Annotated in this window: 15 protein-coding genes and 1 tRNA gene; 13 read left to right on the plus strand and 3 right to left on the minus strand. The window is 36.0% G+C overall.

The window, feature by feature from the left end; translation table 11 throughout:
- Positions 1-77: 77 nt before the first annotated feature.
- The 7 genes from IGL24_RS05995 (at position 78) to IGL24_RS06025 (ending at position 8235) form a co-directional block, all read left to right on the plus strand.
- Positions 78-1616: an ABC transporter permease/substrate-binding protein gene (locus IGL24_RS05995; protein WP_207115666.1), complete on the plus strand. Its 1539-nt coding sequence runs from the start codon at positions 78-80 to the stop codon at positions 1614-1616.
- Positions 1613-2560 (plus strand): ABC transporter ATP-binding protein, encoded by a 948-nt coding sequence (locus IGL24_RS06000; protein ID WP_207700330.1) that lies wholly within the window; start codon positions 1613-1615, stop codon positions 2558-2560. Before IGL24_RS05995 ends, IGL24_RS06000 begins: the two co-directional genes overlap by 4 nt.
- Positions 2561-2974: 414 nt before the next feature.
- A complete protein-coding gene (locus IGL24_RS06005; RefSeq protein ID WP_207700453.1) occupies positions 2975-4459 on the plus strand; it encodes a helix-turn-helix domain-containing protein in 1485 nt (494 codons plus the stop codon).
- A gap of 312 nt (positions 4460-4771) precedes the next feature.
- Positions 4772-6244, plus strand: a complete 1473-nt coding sequence (locus IGL24_RS06010; RefSeq protein ID WP_207700454.1) for a helix-turn-helix domain-containing protein — start codon at positions 4772-4774, stop codon at positions 6242-6244.
- Between the two features lie 375 nt (positions 6245-6619).
- The gene (locus tag IGL24_RS06015; protein WP_207700462.1) at positions 6620-6973 is read left to right on the plus strand and encodes an LPXTG cell wall anchor domain-containing protein; all 354 of its coding nucleotides are present in this window, start codon (positions 6620-6622) and stop codon (positions 6971-6973) included.
- 38 nt (positions 6974-7011) lie between these two features.
- Entirely contained in the window at positions 7012-7614 is a 603-nt protein-coding gene (locus IGL24_RS06020; protein ID WP_207700461.1) for a hypothetical protein, read from the plus strand.
- 99 nt (positions 7615-7713) lie between these two features.
- Positions 7714-8235 carry a hypothetical protein gene (locus IGL24_RS06025; RefSeq protein WP_206857404.1) on the plus strand — a complete coding sequence of 174 codons (522 nt, stop codon included), beginning with the start codon at positions 7714-7716 and terminating at the stop codon, positions 8233-8235.
- Between the two features lie 120 nt (positions 8236-8355).
- Here IGL24_RS06025 and IGL24_RS06030 read toward each other — a convergent pair whose 3' ends face one another.
- Both IGL24_RS06030 and IGL24_RS06035 read right to left on the minus strand, forming a co-directional pair.
- Positions 8356-8952, minus strand: coding sequence for a LysM peptidoglycan-binding domain-containing protein (locus IGL24_RS06030; RefSeq protein WP_429966299.1), 597 nt, complete (start codon positions 8950-8952; stop codon positions 8356-8358).
- A 405-nt stretch (positions 8953-9357) separates the two neighbouring features.
- Positions 9358-9567: a DUF378 domain-containing protein gene (locus IGL24_RS06035; protein ID WP_206858012.1), complete on the minus strand. Its 210-nt coding sequence runs from the start codon at positions 9565-9567 to the stop codon at positions 9358-9360.
- A 212-nt stretch (positions 9568-9779) separates the two neighbouring features.
- Here IGL24_RS06035 and IGL24_RS06040 point away from each other — a divergent pair, with 212 nt between their 5' ends.
- A complete protein-coding gene (locus tag IGL24_RS06040; RefSeq protein WP_207699400.1) occupies positions 9780-10472 on the plus strand; it encodes a DNA-directed RNA polymerase subunit omega in 693 nt (230 codons plus the stop codon).
- A 154-nt stretch (positions 10473-10626) separates the two neighbouring features.
- A complete protein-coding gene (locus tag IGL24_RS06045; protein ID WP_206858009.1) occupies positions 10627-10902 on the plus strand; it encodes a hypothetical protein in 276 nt (91 codons plus the stop codon).
- A 143-nt stretch (positions 10903-11045) separates the two neighbouring features.
- Here IGL24_RS06045 and IGL24_RS06050 read toward each other — a convergent pair.
- Positions 11046-11128 (minus strand) — tRNA-Leu (locus IGL24_RS06050).
- A gap of 64 nt (positions 11129-11192) precedes the next feature.
- On the opposite strand from IGL24_RS06050, the gene IGL24_RS06055 reads away from it, so the two are divergent.
- The 4 genes from IGL24_RS06055 (at position 11193) to nagA (ending at position 15156) form a co-directional block, all read left to right on the plus strand.
- Complete coding sequence (locus tag IGL24_RS06055) at positions 11193-11354, plus strand: hypothetical protein (RefSeq protein ID WP_206858007.1); 162 nt, start codon at positions 11193-11195, stop codon at positions 11352-11354.
- Positions 11355-11489: 135 nt separating this feature from the next.
- Positions 11490-12707: a pyridoxal phosphate-dependent aminotransferase gene (locus IGL24_RS06060; RefSeq protein WP_207699399.1), complete on the plus strand. Its 1218-nt coding sequence runs from the start codon at positions 11490-11492 to the stop codon at positions 12705-12707.
- Positions 12708-13096: 389 nt separating this feature from the next.
- A complete protein-coding gene (locus IGL24_RS06065) occupies positions 13097-13933 on the plus strand; it encodes a helix-turn-helix domain-containing protein (RefSeq protein ID WP_207699398.1) in 837 nt (278 codons plus the stop codon).
- Between the two features lie 74 nt (positions 13934-14007).
- Positions 14008-15156, plus strand: coding sequence for an N-acetylglucosamine-6-phosphate deacetylase (gene nagA, locus IGL24_RS06070; RefSeq protein WP_206857995.1), 1149 nt, complete (start codon positions 14008-14010; stop codon positions 15154-15156).
- Positions 15157-15199 lie beyond the last annotated feature (43 nt).

Raw genomic sequence — 15199 nt, forward strand, 5'->3', positions numbered from 1 at the left:
AGTTTTTTTTAAAACAACTTAGTTGGGAATTTGCTTGGCTATGTTTATACTTAAAGGAGAACGGAAAGGAAGGTCATATGAATACGTTTATCGAAACGCTCAGTGAGAGAAAAGAAGAGTTACTTGCAGCTACATTCCAGCACTTATCTATATCATTGATTGCCTTACTGATCGCCGCAGTGATTGCGATCCCATTGGCTATTTGGGCTGTAAGTCACAAACGAATGGCAGAATTTTTATTACAAGTCACAAGTGTACTGCAAACCATTCCCTCACTTGCACTTTTAGGATTATTGATCCCATTTGTGGGGATCGGGACATTACCGGCATTGATTGCTTTGATCTTATACGCGTTATTACCCATCTTTCAAAGTACCTATATTGGCTTAGCAGAGATTGATCCGTCAATTGAAGAAGCCGCAGTTGCCTTTGGGATGTCGCGTTTCAGAAGACTGATCAAAGTAGAGTTACCCATTGCACTCCCTGTAATCATCTCAGGAATTCGAACGGCTTTAGTGTTGATCATTGGGACGGCAACATTAGCTGCATTGATCGGTGCTGGTGGACTAGGAACGTTTATCTTACTAGGGATCGATCGGAATACACCGGTCTTGACCTTGATCGGGGCGATCAGCTCTGCGCTATTAGCAATCATTTTCAGTAGTTTGATCCGTTTACTACAACATCTGCGACCACGTTATACAATGCTTGTATTAGGGTTGATCTTGACTGTAGTTGCCGGGGCATCCATTTATCAGACCAGCTTCTTTAAGCAAGAAAAAATCACGATTGCTGGTAAACTTGGTGCTGAACCAGATATCTTGATCCAAATGTACAAAGGATTGATTGAAGAAGAAACCGACGCGGAAGTCGAGTTAAAACCTAATTTTGGGAAAACGAGTTTCTTATTCAGTGCTTTAGAAAATCAACAAATCGATATCTACCCCGAATTTACAGGAACAGTATTGGAGAGTTTAGTTCAAGTTCCCGATACATTGAGGGAGAAAAAATTAACAAAAGAGGAAACCTATCAAGAAGCCAATAAATTGTTGAGTGAACAGTTCTCAATGACACTATTAAAACCAATGGCTTACCAAAACACCTATGCACTTGCTGTGAAACGCGACTTTGCAGAAGAAAATCAGTTGCGTACGATCTCTGATCTAGCTAAAATTGAAAATCAAATCAGAGCAGGTTTCACTTTAGAGTTTATTGATCGTGCAGATGGCTATAAAGGAATACAAGAGCTTTACCAATTGGACTTCCCTAGCGTTCAAAGTATGGAGCCGAGTTTACGCTATCAAGCAATAAATAATGGTGACGTGAACGTCGTTGATGCTTATTCGACCGACAGTGAATTAAAGCAATATGATCTAATCGTTCTGGAAGATGATCGCGGCTTATTCCCAACCTATCAAGGGGCACCATTGATGAATGAAGATTTTGCAAATGAACATCCGGAAGTTGTGACTGCTTTAGAGAAGCTTAGTGGCAAAATCACCGAAGAACAGATGCAAACAATGAATTATCAAGTAAACGTCGAGAAAAAACAACCTGCTGAAGTCGCACGACAATTTCTAGTTGACCAAGGATTGGTGAAGGAGGGAAATAATTGACCGAGCTGATTGAATTTAAAAATGTACAAAAAAACTTTGGTGACAAGTACGCCATTAGGCAATTAGATCTTTCAATCGAAGAAGGAGAGATCTTTGTGTTGGTCGGACCTTCTGGAAGCGGAAAGACGACTTCGCTAAAAATGATCAATGGACTTTCTTTACCAAGTAACGGAGAGGTGTTTTTCAAAGGTAAATCTTTGAAAAACTATAATTTGCAAAAAATGCGTTGGCAAATGGGGTATGTGTTGCAACAAATCGCATTGTTCCCAACCATGACAGTGAAACAAAACATCGAAGTGATTCCTGAGATGTTAGGCTGGGAAAAACAGAAACGTTCTGAAACGTCGGATGAGTTACTAGCGAAAGTTGGCTTAGATCCAGAGAACTATCGTGATCGAATGCCGCAAGAATTATCAGGAGGAGAACAACAACGTGTCGGGATCGTCCGAGCATTGGCTGCTAATCCTGAGGTGATTTTGATGGATGAACCGTTCAGTGCGCTTGATCCACTTTCCCGAGCTTCGTTGCAAGAGCTAGTTCTTTCGCTTCATAAAGAATTAGGGACCACCATTGTTTTTGTCACACATAATATGGAAGAAGCCATAAAATTAGGCGACCGAATCGCCGTAATGAAAGAAGGGGAATTGATCCAATGCGATACACCAGATCGATTATTATTACACCCTGAGAATGATTTTGTTCGTAGCTTCTTTGAGGAATCGATCCAAGACAAAGCTCAGACAGTTGAACAAGTCATTTTAGCCGGTTTTTTTGAAAAGGAAATCACTGAACAACAAAGAGCGGTAGAACTTGATACACCTTTACAGCAATTGTTTGCTCAATTGGAAGAAGTAGAAAAAGTCAGCGTATATAAACAAGAGACACCGATTGGAGAAATCTCCAGAAAAAATGTATTTGCATTTTTAAGTGGGAAAAAAGGTTGATTCGTTTGAATATTTCTAGGAGAAAGTGACATTTTCCATCCATATGACTATCACCAGATGAGAAAAAAATCCACTAAAGTTATTTAAATCACCTTTAGAATAACAAAATAAATAAATGATCGAGTAAACGTTCAAACAAGAGGAACTTTTACTCGATCTTTTTTTATGACGGACATTATTTAATAAAATATTAAAAATATCTCATGTTATCTTCATTTTTCTGTAGACATAAGGCGATTTATAATCTAAAATTATGATTAAGTAAGAGTATATATTTTTTTTAATAAACCTGTTTGAGTAGTAAGTTGCAGATTGATTTAAATTTTAATATCATAAAAAAATGCAAAAAAACACAGATGGGGTGTTATTTTTTTGTTTATAACTGTGCTTTTTTATTAGATTTGGGGGAGTAAAATGAAAGGAATATTAAATAAACAAAGTACAAGGCAATTAGCTTTACTAGAATTGTTGTGGGAGAATGAATGGTTAACAGTATCAGAAATCGTCCAGGTCATCGGGGGAGTGGAGAAGACGATACGAACGGATATCAAACATTTGAATGAAATCATCAAGCCGCTTAACATTGAAACTTCTTTTAAACATGGTGTTTTCTTAGATAAAACACTGGGCGTGTCAAAGACACATCTTTATTCTTTATTTTTACAAAACTGCATCGAATGCCAGATCATCGAAGAAATTTTTATTCATCCGAATCTGACTAAAGGCGAGTTATGCGATCGGCTATTTATTTCAGAAACACAGTTGAATCGATTACTGACAAAGCTAAATTCAGTATTAGATAAATTTTCAATACAAATCAGCCATGAGTTGAAAATCGAAGGTTTAGAGATTAATATTCGCAAATTGTTTGCCAGCCTGATGTATGAAAAATATCTTTCAGCAGAAAAATTACTTGTAAAAGAAGAATTCGAGTTGATTGATCGTTTGATCCAACGTTTTTATGAAGAAAACGCAGCAATCATTGAAATGAATGATCAACATCATTTTCTGTTGAATAAAATCCATTTAAAAGTACTAGCTGCATTATACCGTTGTCGGCAGGGAAAATTTATAGAGAAGAAAGCAACTGTGTTCAACTATCAAACCATTTTGGATGATGATGGATTGAAACGAAAATGTCAAGCATGCTTTGAGGTAGAATTGAACGAAGACATATTATATAACTTATTTGCAAATTATTGCGAACCTTTCAAAGTGACAAAAACCTGTCATCAGTTAGGTATCGAACAATCATCATTACATAATCAAATGGAACAACTGATCAAAGATTTATCACAACGATTTAACATTGAGTGTGGCCATATCGATACTTTGATCGGTGATATTTTATGGAGTAGTTTTCGAATCATTGGGCCAACTTTTATTTTGAACAATGTGATTGAAGAATTTGTCTTAGAATTAATGAGTGAAAATCAAACGATCATGTTTGAATTAAAAGAAAGTTTTGCAGCAATCTATGAAAATCTTGAGCTCAAATCTTTTGACAAGAAAAATATGGTGTATCAATCGATATACAGTTTAGTGACTCAGTGGTCTGATTTTCGTATCGAGATGAAAAAAACGCATAGAATCAAAGCAGCATTGATCTTGGATGTTCCAATCGGTCATTTGCGCATGTTGAAAGAAGAAATCGAAATGCATTTTAGAAGTGCTTATTCGGTTGACATCTTATCGCCATTCGATCAATTCAGTCAAGCGAAGTTGGAAAAATACGACTGTGTATTAACGGATATTTTTACGATTCGCGGAGCAATCGAGCAATCAAGGGTCATTGGCATCCCACATTATTTCGATAATGAATTCATCAACAAATTACATACTTTTATTATAAAGAGAAAAGAAAGTATCCAGTTATTTAGGAAAGAACTAGTGATTTAAAATATACTTAAAAATCCAATTTATTAGATATGCCATAAACTGGCATATCTTTTCTTGTTTTTTAGCAATCGTAAGAGGTCAAAAGGGAGGTATTCACGAATTCTGGTGTTCAATATGTAGGAGTAGTCTGTCTTTTTATTAACTATACCATTTTTTAAATGATAGAATTATTGACATTGATAAAACAAATTTTCATGACTTTTAGCGTTATTTTACCAAGCAGTCGGTAGAATGAGATTATTTTTAGAGAAATCACTATGTTAAAAATGATGTAGACGTTCAATATTTTTTGTTTGGAGAGGTGGAAAAGAAATGAGAGAAATCTTAGATGGACGTTTAAAACGTCAGTTGAAGATTTTGGAAATATTATGGGAAACTCAGTGGGTGACGACAGCCGAATTAGCTGAAATGATCGAAAGCTCAGAGAAGACGACAAGAAACGATCTTTCACAAATAAACGAGATGATCGAACCTCTGACGATTGAAACCTCCTTTAGATCAGGAGTATTGCTAAAGAAAAATTTGACAACACCGAAAGCGTTCATATATTCAAAAATATTAAGTAAAAGTTTAGAATATACATTACTTGAAACGTTGTTTTTCAGGAAAGTAAGTTCAAAAGATGACCTAAGTGATAGTTTATATATATCGGAAACACAGGTATCACGAATCATCAATCGAATCAATCAAGTAATCAGTAAGTATGATTTTAAAATCAATAATCACCTTGAAATCGTCGGGAATGAAGGGAATATCAGAGACTTTTTCTCTGCCTTCTTTGCAGAAAAATATAATTTACCTGAGAATATGATGGAAACAAAAGATATCTCATTGATCACTGATATCATCGAAGTTTTTGTGAAAGAGAATACGATTTGGGCATTAGTCAATAATGACAATCATTTATTTTTAGGAAATATGAAATTCCACTTATTTATCTGTTTTATCCAATTAAAGCAAGGGTACAATTTGCTTTCATGGAACGTACCTTTTATTTTTCAACATTTCGCCAACGAAACAGAACTATTAGGCCGAATCAATAAAAATTTCGCTGTTCATTTAAAAGAGGAAGATCTTCAACAACTATTCTACGAGTTTTATCAACCGATCCATCCGACTTTACGTTTACAATATCTAAATGTTGAAGTTGATGCAGTGGATCAAAAAAATAAAATTAATAAAGTTATTGGCTATTTAGAAAAACAGTTCGGGGTCGTTTGTGAGAATCGAGATCAATTGACTCATGATATTTATTGGACAACGATGAATACAGTAAAGCCAACCTATATTTTACATAATAAGAAAAAAGAATTTTACCTAAACGTAAAAAGAGATAGTTCGACACTTGTCAAAGATTTAGAAGACCGTTTTTTTGAGATCTACCAATCACTAGGACCGTCATTTCACATTTACATCGATGAAATGATCCATCAATCCGTCTTTAAATTATTGACATCATGGTCAGATCTATGGATCCAAGTACGTAAACAAAAGGTGAAACTTCATGTCGCACTACTGTTAGATAGTTCTTATGATCATATGCGTATGCTCAAAGAAGAAATCCAGTTTTACTTTAGACATAATATTGATATTGAGATTTTAAATCCTGCGACAAAAATACAAAATGGCTATTTACAAAAATTTGATTGTGTCCTGACAGACATCTATTCAAATGATTTTTTTGAAGTGCCTACTCTTGGAATATCTAACTACTTAGATGAAGCAATCATCAACAAATTGGTGGATTATTATCATATCAAAGTGGATGAACTTGCAGAGATATAAGACGGTTTGAAAAAACGGCTACATCCTTAATAAGGGACATTCTATTAAAATTTGCATTTCATGACACAACTATTTCTCAAATAGGGAAATATTGAGAAAAGTTCGGACTGGTTGGTTAAAATAATATGTTATTAAATTTAGCGAAGGTTCTTAGAAATACAAGAATGCTATTTTAACGCTGTTATATGTGGTTAAATAGTTGATAATAGCAATTGTATTTTATATTTATCTGCAGTAAAAATAACTGCATATTCTTATTTTATTTACCAAACTAACGGTAAAACTTGGTTTTAAAAGTGCTAGTTTTTTAAGGATAATTGTTTTGTGGGAAACGTGTCGTTTACATAGGAGGTGAAGGGTAAGATAAAAAAAATGATGTACTACATGGTAGGTGCGTTGCTGTTATGTGTTATGAGTCCAACGATCTATCATGCTCAACAATCAGAAATACAAACGGTTCATGTCAAAGCAACGATCGGCGATTTAGGAAATAGTTCCGAAAATCAAGACGACACAGGGCAGGATACCCAAAATGGAGAACAAAAAAAGGAACAACAAGCTACAGTTCCAGTGTCAAGTAAAAGTAAAGGTTCTTCCTCTAAATTCCCACAAACTGGTGAACATTTGACCAATGGAATTGCCTTGATCGGTTTATTGCTTACTCTTTTTTCGATAGGATCGTTTTATACGTTCAATCAAAAGGAAGATCGACTACAAAAAATTAATTGAAATAATGTTTATTATTTCTGCAAGGAGAGAAACATAATATGAAAAAGCTAAGTACTTTAGCGATCGTATCAACTATCTTATTGAGTGGTTTAGGACTTGGATCTTTAAATGCTGCTGCTGCTGATTTGGGCTGGATCCCTGGACAACCTGACAATACACCTGGTCAGACGATCAAAGGTGACGATAAAGCAGACGTTCAAGTTTCAGGTTGGATCGGTGAGTGGGATCCAGTTGATCCGGAAGATAAACGCTATATCGATATCACGGTTCCTACGACTGTAAGATATGCGAATTCGATGGCAGATGACGGCACGCCTCAACCAGAAATCGTTTCGCCGTTATATTCAATGACAAATAATTCAACTTCACATAGAGTAATGATCGAAGTAGATAGTTTTGCGGAGACAAGCTCAACTGGTATCACTCAAGACTTGTTCTTTACACCACTAAATGAAGCGGCAGTTCGCTTGCAAAGTGCTTCTGGACAATTCTTGAATACTCGTACTTATTTAACAACAATCGGAACAGGACAAACAAAAGCTTTAAGATTTGAAGGGGCGATCACTAGTCCATTCCAGCAAAACGTGATCGTGACACCTGCATATACGATGTCATTCCATTTCACTGCATTAGCTAACTAAGTTCAGAAATATTGAGAAGTATCCATTACCTAATTTTTTAGAAAAGGATCTAAATAAATATACTTTTCAACTAGAAATTGAGAAAGGAGGTTGAGAGAAATGGCACATAGTAATATTAAAAACAACAATCGTAGTAAAAAGAAGAGAACATATATCTTATTTTCCTTGCTTATCTTCAGTTTGATTGCAGGGATTGGCGGATACCTTTATTTTAATCAATCTCCTCCTCAAGTAGTGGTAGGATTGCCAGATTTAGATGATAACCTGACAAGATTGAGTAATGAAGATATTTTAAAAGCGATGCAAGATCAAGTGGATAAAGACAAAATGCGTATCCTCTTGAAGCATGATATAGAAATCGATGCACAAGGAAAAGCGAGTGTCGATGTACGTAATAACGGACAGAACGCATTCAATATCCAAGTAGAGTATTATTTAGTCTCAAACAATAAAATATTGTACAAATCAGGATTGATTCCACCAAACAATCGAATAGACTCTATCCCTTTTGAGAATCTACCTGATGAGGGCAGCCATGATGTCAGAATCTTATACAATATTTATAACGAACAACAATTGGTCAATACAACGACGATTGACGGTACGATTACCATTAGTTGATGGTCATCAAATAAAGAAATCTTATACAAAAAAACAGGAAGGATCGGAAAATAGATTATCTATTTTCGGTCCTTCCTGTTTTTATTTTAGCTCATTATTAAGTGATAAAATCACTCGTTCTTAGTACCAACCGTTAGCTAACCAGAAAGCTTTTGCTGCGTCCCAAGAGCCATAACGAGAGGCAACATATTGTTCTGCAACTCTTTCTTGGTTGGCAGCTGAGTAGTCACCATTCAAGTAAGAAGAGTCTAATTGGTAACGGCCGATGTAGCGTCCGTTTGTTGCTGTGTAAGAACCGCTAGATTCTTTTTGTGCGATCCATTCTTTCGCATCGTTTGTACCAGTCGAAACTGCCACTTCAGCAGCAGGAGCTTGTTCAACTACTGGAGTTTGTTCCACTACAGGTGTTTCCACAACTGGAGTAGTTTCTTGAACAGGAGCAGCAGGAGCTTGAGTAGCTACAGGAGCTGTTTTTTGTTCGCCAGTAGGAATTGTTAGTTCTTGACCTGAAAAGATCAGGTGAATGTTTGAGATTGAGTTTGCTTCGGCAATTGTTTGGATCAAGGAGTTGTCACCAACGTATTTTTGAGAAATCGTTGATAAAGTATCACCTGATTGAACAGTGTAGGCTTCGTCTGCATGTGCAGAAGTACCCATAAATAAAGCAGCGCCGGCAGCCAAAGTTGTTCCAAAAAGAATTGTTTTAAGTGATTTCATGAAAGATCTCCTTCGTGTTTTAAAAAGTTATTTGATTAGCTGTTTCGCTAACGAGTAATACTTTAACATGATGCAACATTTCATAGGTGATAGAAACGTAACAGTTTATGACAAAACTACCTTTTTTGTAATAATTAACGAAACATATGTAATTGAAAAACGCTTTCTTTCGCTTGAATAAAAGAATGTATGTTCTCATTTTTTGAAGAATGATATAGTTAAGAAAGTATTAAGCTAACAATAAATAAGTAATTTTTTGATTGAAAAGAGTAAAAAAGGCGATATAAAGTAATCATCTGGACTCATGAAGATGCTCTTTCGAGAGGATAATCAGAGATTTTTGAAAATAAAAATAGAACATAGAGCAACTAGATGCTCCATGTTCTAAAAATCAAATCCCAACTATTAGTTTTCAACACGATTGGAGATCATTGGAAAGAATTTCAAACAGTAAATAGCGCAAATCCCGACAATTATATAAATAGCTTTAGCTAAAATTGTTGTTGAACCACCAGCAATCATCGCCACTAAATCAAATTCTAATAAACCAACCAATAACCAGTTCAATCCTCCAACGATCAATAATGTTAAAGCAATCATATCTAACGTTTTCATTGAAATTACCCCTTTCCTATATGACTTACTACCATTATAAAACAATTAAAGGATTACTACTAAAATACTGCTTGTAATTTAATCCTTAGGTGCCTTTATTTCAACGTTTATACAGAATCATAGAAATGTGATACAGATATGTCTTGACATTAGGAAGGCAAAAGATTAGATTTATCTGGTTATAAAATAATTATTTCATTAAGGAGAAGAACATGAAAAAGAAATGGATTATTGGTGGATTGATTGCGTTGTTGTTGGGAGCTATTGGTTATACAGGTACGCGTTTTGCAGGAGAAGTTTTATTTTGGGGAGGTGAAGCTGATATCGCGAAAATCAACGAGAATCTTGATAAACTTGATCAGCAATTAACAAGTCATCAACAAAAAATCACCGATTTAACTAGTGTATTAGCGACTAAAAATCAAGAACTTCAAGAGTCACAAACGAAAGCACAAGAATATCAGTCTAAAATCTCTGATCTAGAAACGCAAAAAAGTCAATTAGTTGCAGAGCAAACAAACTTACAAAATCAGTTAACTAGTAAGGAAAACCAACTAAAAGACAAACAAACTGAAATCAACAATAAAATCAATGAAATCAGTCAAAAAATAAGCGAAATCAATAATTTGAACAGCCAATGGAATTCAAGACTCCAAGAGATCCAAGTAAAATATACGGAAATGCAAAATAGCGTCAATCAGTTAAATGAACAAATCGCTCAACTAAGCCGAGAGAAAACAAACTTACAATCCGAGTTAGCAACCACTAAAAAACAATTAGAAACTATTTCAGCAGAAAATAGTAGTTTAAGAAGTTATATTGCTCAATTAGAAAAAGCGAGAAGTGATGCGAAGTTGACAGCGGCAAAGTCTCAACAAATCGTTGATCGACAAGTCAGCAAGTAATGAGATCTAAATCGATAAAAGAAAAGCGAGAAGAAACGGTCGTGACGTATTTATATAGATAGTAAGTACGCTGTAAAAGTTGTTTACTAGTAGAGAATAAAACTTGAAAAACTGAACGTTTGTTCGTATAATAGTAAGGGAGGGGGAGATGACAATGGAAAGAAAATATGGAACGGTCTCGAAAATCAGATTGTTAAAATTAGGAGAAAAACCATTGATCCGTTTTACTTTAGGAACAGAGAATTGCTTGATTGCGAGCCATAGCTTGAATTTTATTGCCGATGTCGATGATGGGATGAAAATCTTTGTAAAAGGCTACTATAACAACCGCAAACAATTTGTTGTCAAAGACTACACGGTATTAGAAAAACCAAACATTGTCGTCGCTTTTGAAAATAGCCCCTTTCCTAGACAAAAACTAGTAAAGTGATTCAACAAGAATAAATGGTGAAAGAAGTAGCCAATAAGTTTACCTATATATAGGTAGAAGATAAATAATGTTCTGAGGCGTTGCCTCTTCTTAAAAACGAAAACAAAAAAACTCATGGCTTGAACCATGAGTTTTGTTCATTATGCAGACGATGGGATTTGAACCCACACGAGCTTACGCTCACAAGACCCTCAATCTTGCATGTCTGCCGTTCCATCACGTCTGCAAGAAACAACAATATAATCATAGCGAGTAACGAAATAGATGTCAAGATAAGAAAGAGGAAAATCATGAATAAGTATGATGGAGAATTCTCGATTTTAGGAATGATAGCAGGCATCATCATCGGATTAGCATTTGGGAAGTTAGCCATGGGGATATTTTTAGGGGTGATCATTGGGATCGCTATGGATTGGGCAGCAAATCTTTGGAATGATCGCCAAGAGAAGTAAACTCAAAAAAAGTTGATTTTCATCTAGGATTTTTTTAAAACGGTGGCAAAATCCAGATGAATGGAGTATGATATGGAAATAAATGAGTATAATCAGAAATTTCTAACTTTTTTTGAAACGAGGGATTGGATCACTATGAGAGAATTTGAAAAATCCAATAAATTAGAAGGCGTAAGCTACGATGTCCGCGGGCCTGTTCTTGAAGAAGCAGAACGAATGCAAGAAGAGGGCATCAGTATTTTGAAATTGAACACTGGAAATCCAGCTCCGTTTGGATTTGAAGCACCAAATGAAGTGATCCGAGATTTGATCATGAATGCCAGAGATTCAGAAGGTTATTCAGACTCAAAAGGGATTTTTTCTGCTCGAAAGGCAATCGAACAGTATTGCCAGTTAAAAAAATTCCCAAATGTAACGATCAATGATATTTATACTGGTAATGGCGTCAGTGAATTGATCACGATGTGTATGCAAGGATTGCTGGACAATGGTGATGAAGTATTGGTTCCTATGCCAGATTATCCTTTATGGACCGCTTCCGTTTCATTAGCTGGAGGAAAGCCCGTTCATTATGTGTGTGATGAGCAAGCAGAGTGGTATCCAGATATTGACGATATCAAATCAAAAGTAACGAGTCGAACAAAAGCGATCGTGATCATCAATCCAAACAATCCAACGGGGGCTTTATATCCAAAAGAGCTACTTGAAGAAATCGTGAAAATTGCCCGAGAACATCAATTGATCATTTATTCTGATGAAATCTACGACCGTTTAGTGATGGACGGCTTAGAACATATTCCAATTGCAACGTTAGCACCTGATTTGTTTGTTGTGACCTTGAATGGATTATCAAAATCTCATCGTGTGGCAGGATTCCGTGTTGGTTGGATGGTATTAAGTGGAGACAAATCAAATGTCAAAGGCTACATTGAAGGGTTGAACATGTTATCTTCGATGCGTCTTTGTTCCAATGTTTTGTCGCAACAGATCATCCAAACTGCTTTAGGTGGCTACCAAAGTGTGGATGAATTATTGTTGCCAGGCGGACGGATCTACGAACAAAGAGAATATATCTATAATGCGATCAATGATATACCTGGACTATCAGCAGTTAAGCCAAAAGCAGCCTTTTATATCTTCCCGAAAATCGACACGAAACGCTTCAATATTACAAATGATGAGCAGTTCGTCTTAGATTTTCTACATGAGCATAAAATCTTGCTTGTTCATGGAGGTGGCTTTAATTGGCCAAATCCTGATCATTTCAGAATCGTGTACTTGCCTAAATTAGATGACTTAAAAGTGACAGCGAAAAAAATGCGTGAATTTCTGACAACGTATCAACAAAGATAGGAAAGTTGATAGCTTAACGATTACACGTACGCAAAGCGCTTGGCTCGTGAGTGGATAACTCGCGGGACAAAGCGGATTTTAAGAAGTAAGTGGTGACCGATGAAAATGGAACACAGTGATTTTTGTGGGTGATTGCTTACTTCTTAAAATCCAATGCGTTCATTTGATCCATGGGTTTACTGAACTTGTGGGAATAAGTGTTTGTTTTAACCTATTTACAAGTAAATATGACTTTACCTAAAAGCCGTCCCGACACCGAGACGCTTTTTTAATGCCAACTATTTGAAAACCAAAAATGTTGCTGTTGGTCTTTTCTTGAAGTTTGCAAAGTAGTCAAGTACAATACATGTAGTCATGCGAATACGCATATTTTTTAGAGGAGGATACTTATGGAAGCGTTAGTCGATTCCTTTGGTACGATCATCAAAGAAATCCGAAAAGAACAAAAAATGACCCAACAAATGCTTTCACAAGGCATTTGTTCTCAAAGTGTGCTGAGTAGAATTGAAAATAACGAAGAGTTACCGAATGTATTGGTAATGGCGCAAATCTGCCATCGACTTGGAGTGACGATCGATTATGTGATGAATTTATCCAAAGATAAATTTCGAGCAGCAACGAGACAATTTGATTTTCTAGATCTTTATTTTCTAAAAAGAGATTATCGTAAATTAGAGCAAGAACTAAAATCAGCGAAAGTAACAGAGAACCTGTATTCCGCTGAAGATTTTCAACGGTATTACTATTATTTAGGCGTTTGTGAATTTACGTTAAGGAAAAACTTAGTACAGGCCCTCAGCTACTTAAAAGAAGCATTGACTTATTCAAGTCAAAAAGATCGAATCCACGTCTGCGATATTGAGATCCAATTGATCAGCTGTATTGGTAAAGTCTATGGTGTAGCGGGGAGAAGTACGGAAGCAAGATATTATTTAAGCCGTAGCGTTCAACTGTTGCATGAGACAATGAACGATCATAACAAAAGCGAGCTGACACAAATTTTTTATAATTACGGAAGTTTTTTATTTCATCAAGGAGAAAGTGAAGCAGCACTTGAACAAGTGAATCAAGGCATTCGCTGGGCACAAGAAAAAAATAGCTATTATTATTTAAATGATTTATTTATTCTGAAAAGTTTGATATATAAGCAACAAAATGAACTATCAAAAGCGTTGTTTTATGAAGAATTAGCTCAAGCTGTAAAAAAAATCGCAAAAAGTATATAAATGGTGTAGACCATTCTTGACTTCTCTCGTAAATAAGAGTAATTTAAAGGTAGATCATCAAAGGAGAGAATAGAATGAGAACTTATATCTATGCTGACAAATTCTTTTTGGCATCTGGTGTGAAAAATGCTGGATATCTTGAAATCACTGATGGACTTTTTGGAGAGTATCTTTCAGAAAAACCAACAGGAGAAGTAAAAATCATTGATCAAACTGGCAAATGGATTGCCCCTGGACTTGTAGACACGCATATTCATGGGTTTATGAATCACGACGTTATGGATAATGACGCTGAAGGTATTAAAGCCATGTCAGAAGGATTATTATCTTGTGGAGTCACTGCATTTTTACCTACCACATTGACTTCTAGCAAAGAACGTCTAAAAGACGTAGCAGAAACCATTGGAAAAATGTATCACGAAGCTCCTGGTGCTAAAATCAAAGGAATCTATTTTGAAGGCCCATTCTTTACAGAGGAACACAAAGGCGCACAAAACCCAAGTTATTTTGGCGATCCAGATCTAGCTGTCTTCAATGAATGGCAAGAAGCTTCTGGTGGTTTGATCAAAAAAATCGCCTTAGCTCCAGAGCGTTCAGGTGTTGAAGAGTTTGTCAAACAAGTGACCGATGAAGGCGTTGTCGTGGCGTTAGGTCATAGTAATGCGACGATCAACGAAGCGCAAGCCGCAGTTGAAGCAGGAGCAAGCGTGTTTGTTCATGCATTTAATGGTATGCGTGGATTGAATCATCGTGAACCTGGGATGGTTGGTGCATTATTGTCATTAGACCACGTGTTTTCTGAATTGATTTGTGACGGTCACCATGTCCATCCAAATGCTGCTCAAATCTTGATGGAAAAAGCAGGACATGATCATGTTGCATTGATCACGGATTGTATGATGGCTGGCGGCATGCCAGATGGCAACTATAATCTAGGTGAGTTTCCAGTTGTCGTTAAAGACGGAACAGCTCGTTTAGAATCTGGTAATCTAGCTGGAAGTATTTTAAGATTAAAAGAAGCAATCAAGAATGTAGTTGATTGGGGCTTAGCTACGCCTGAGCAAGCCATCATGATGGCTACTTACGTTCCAGCGGTCAGCTGTAAGATCGACGATACATGTGGAAAGATTGCTAAAGGAAGAGATGCTGATTTCATCGTCTTGAATCCTGACATGACTTTAGATGCCACTTATTTAGATGGTGTAGAACGTTACCATGCATAAAAAATGAAAAACAGCCAAAAGGGAAGAAGCAGATCGTAGCTTC

Origin of the sequence: Enterococcus sp. DIV2371, assembly GCF_050498525.1 — a bacterium.
Classification (GTDB): Bacteria; Bacillota; Bacilli; order Lactobacillales; family Enterococcaceae; genus Enterococcus_B; species Enterococcus_B mangumiae.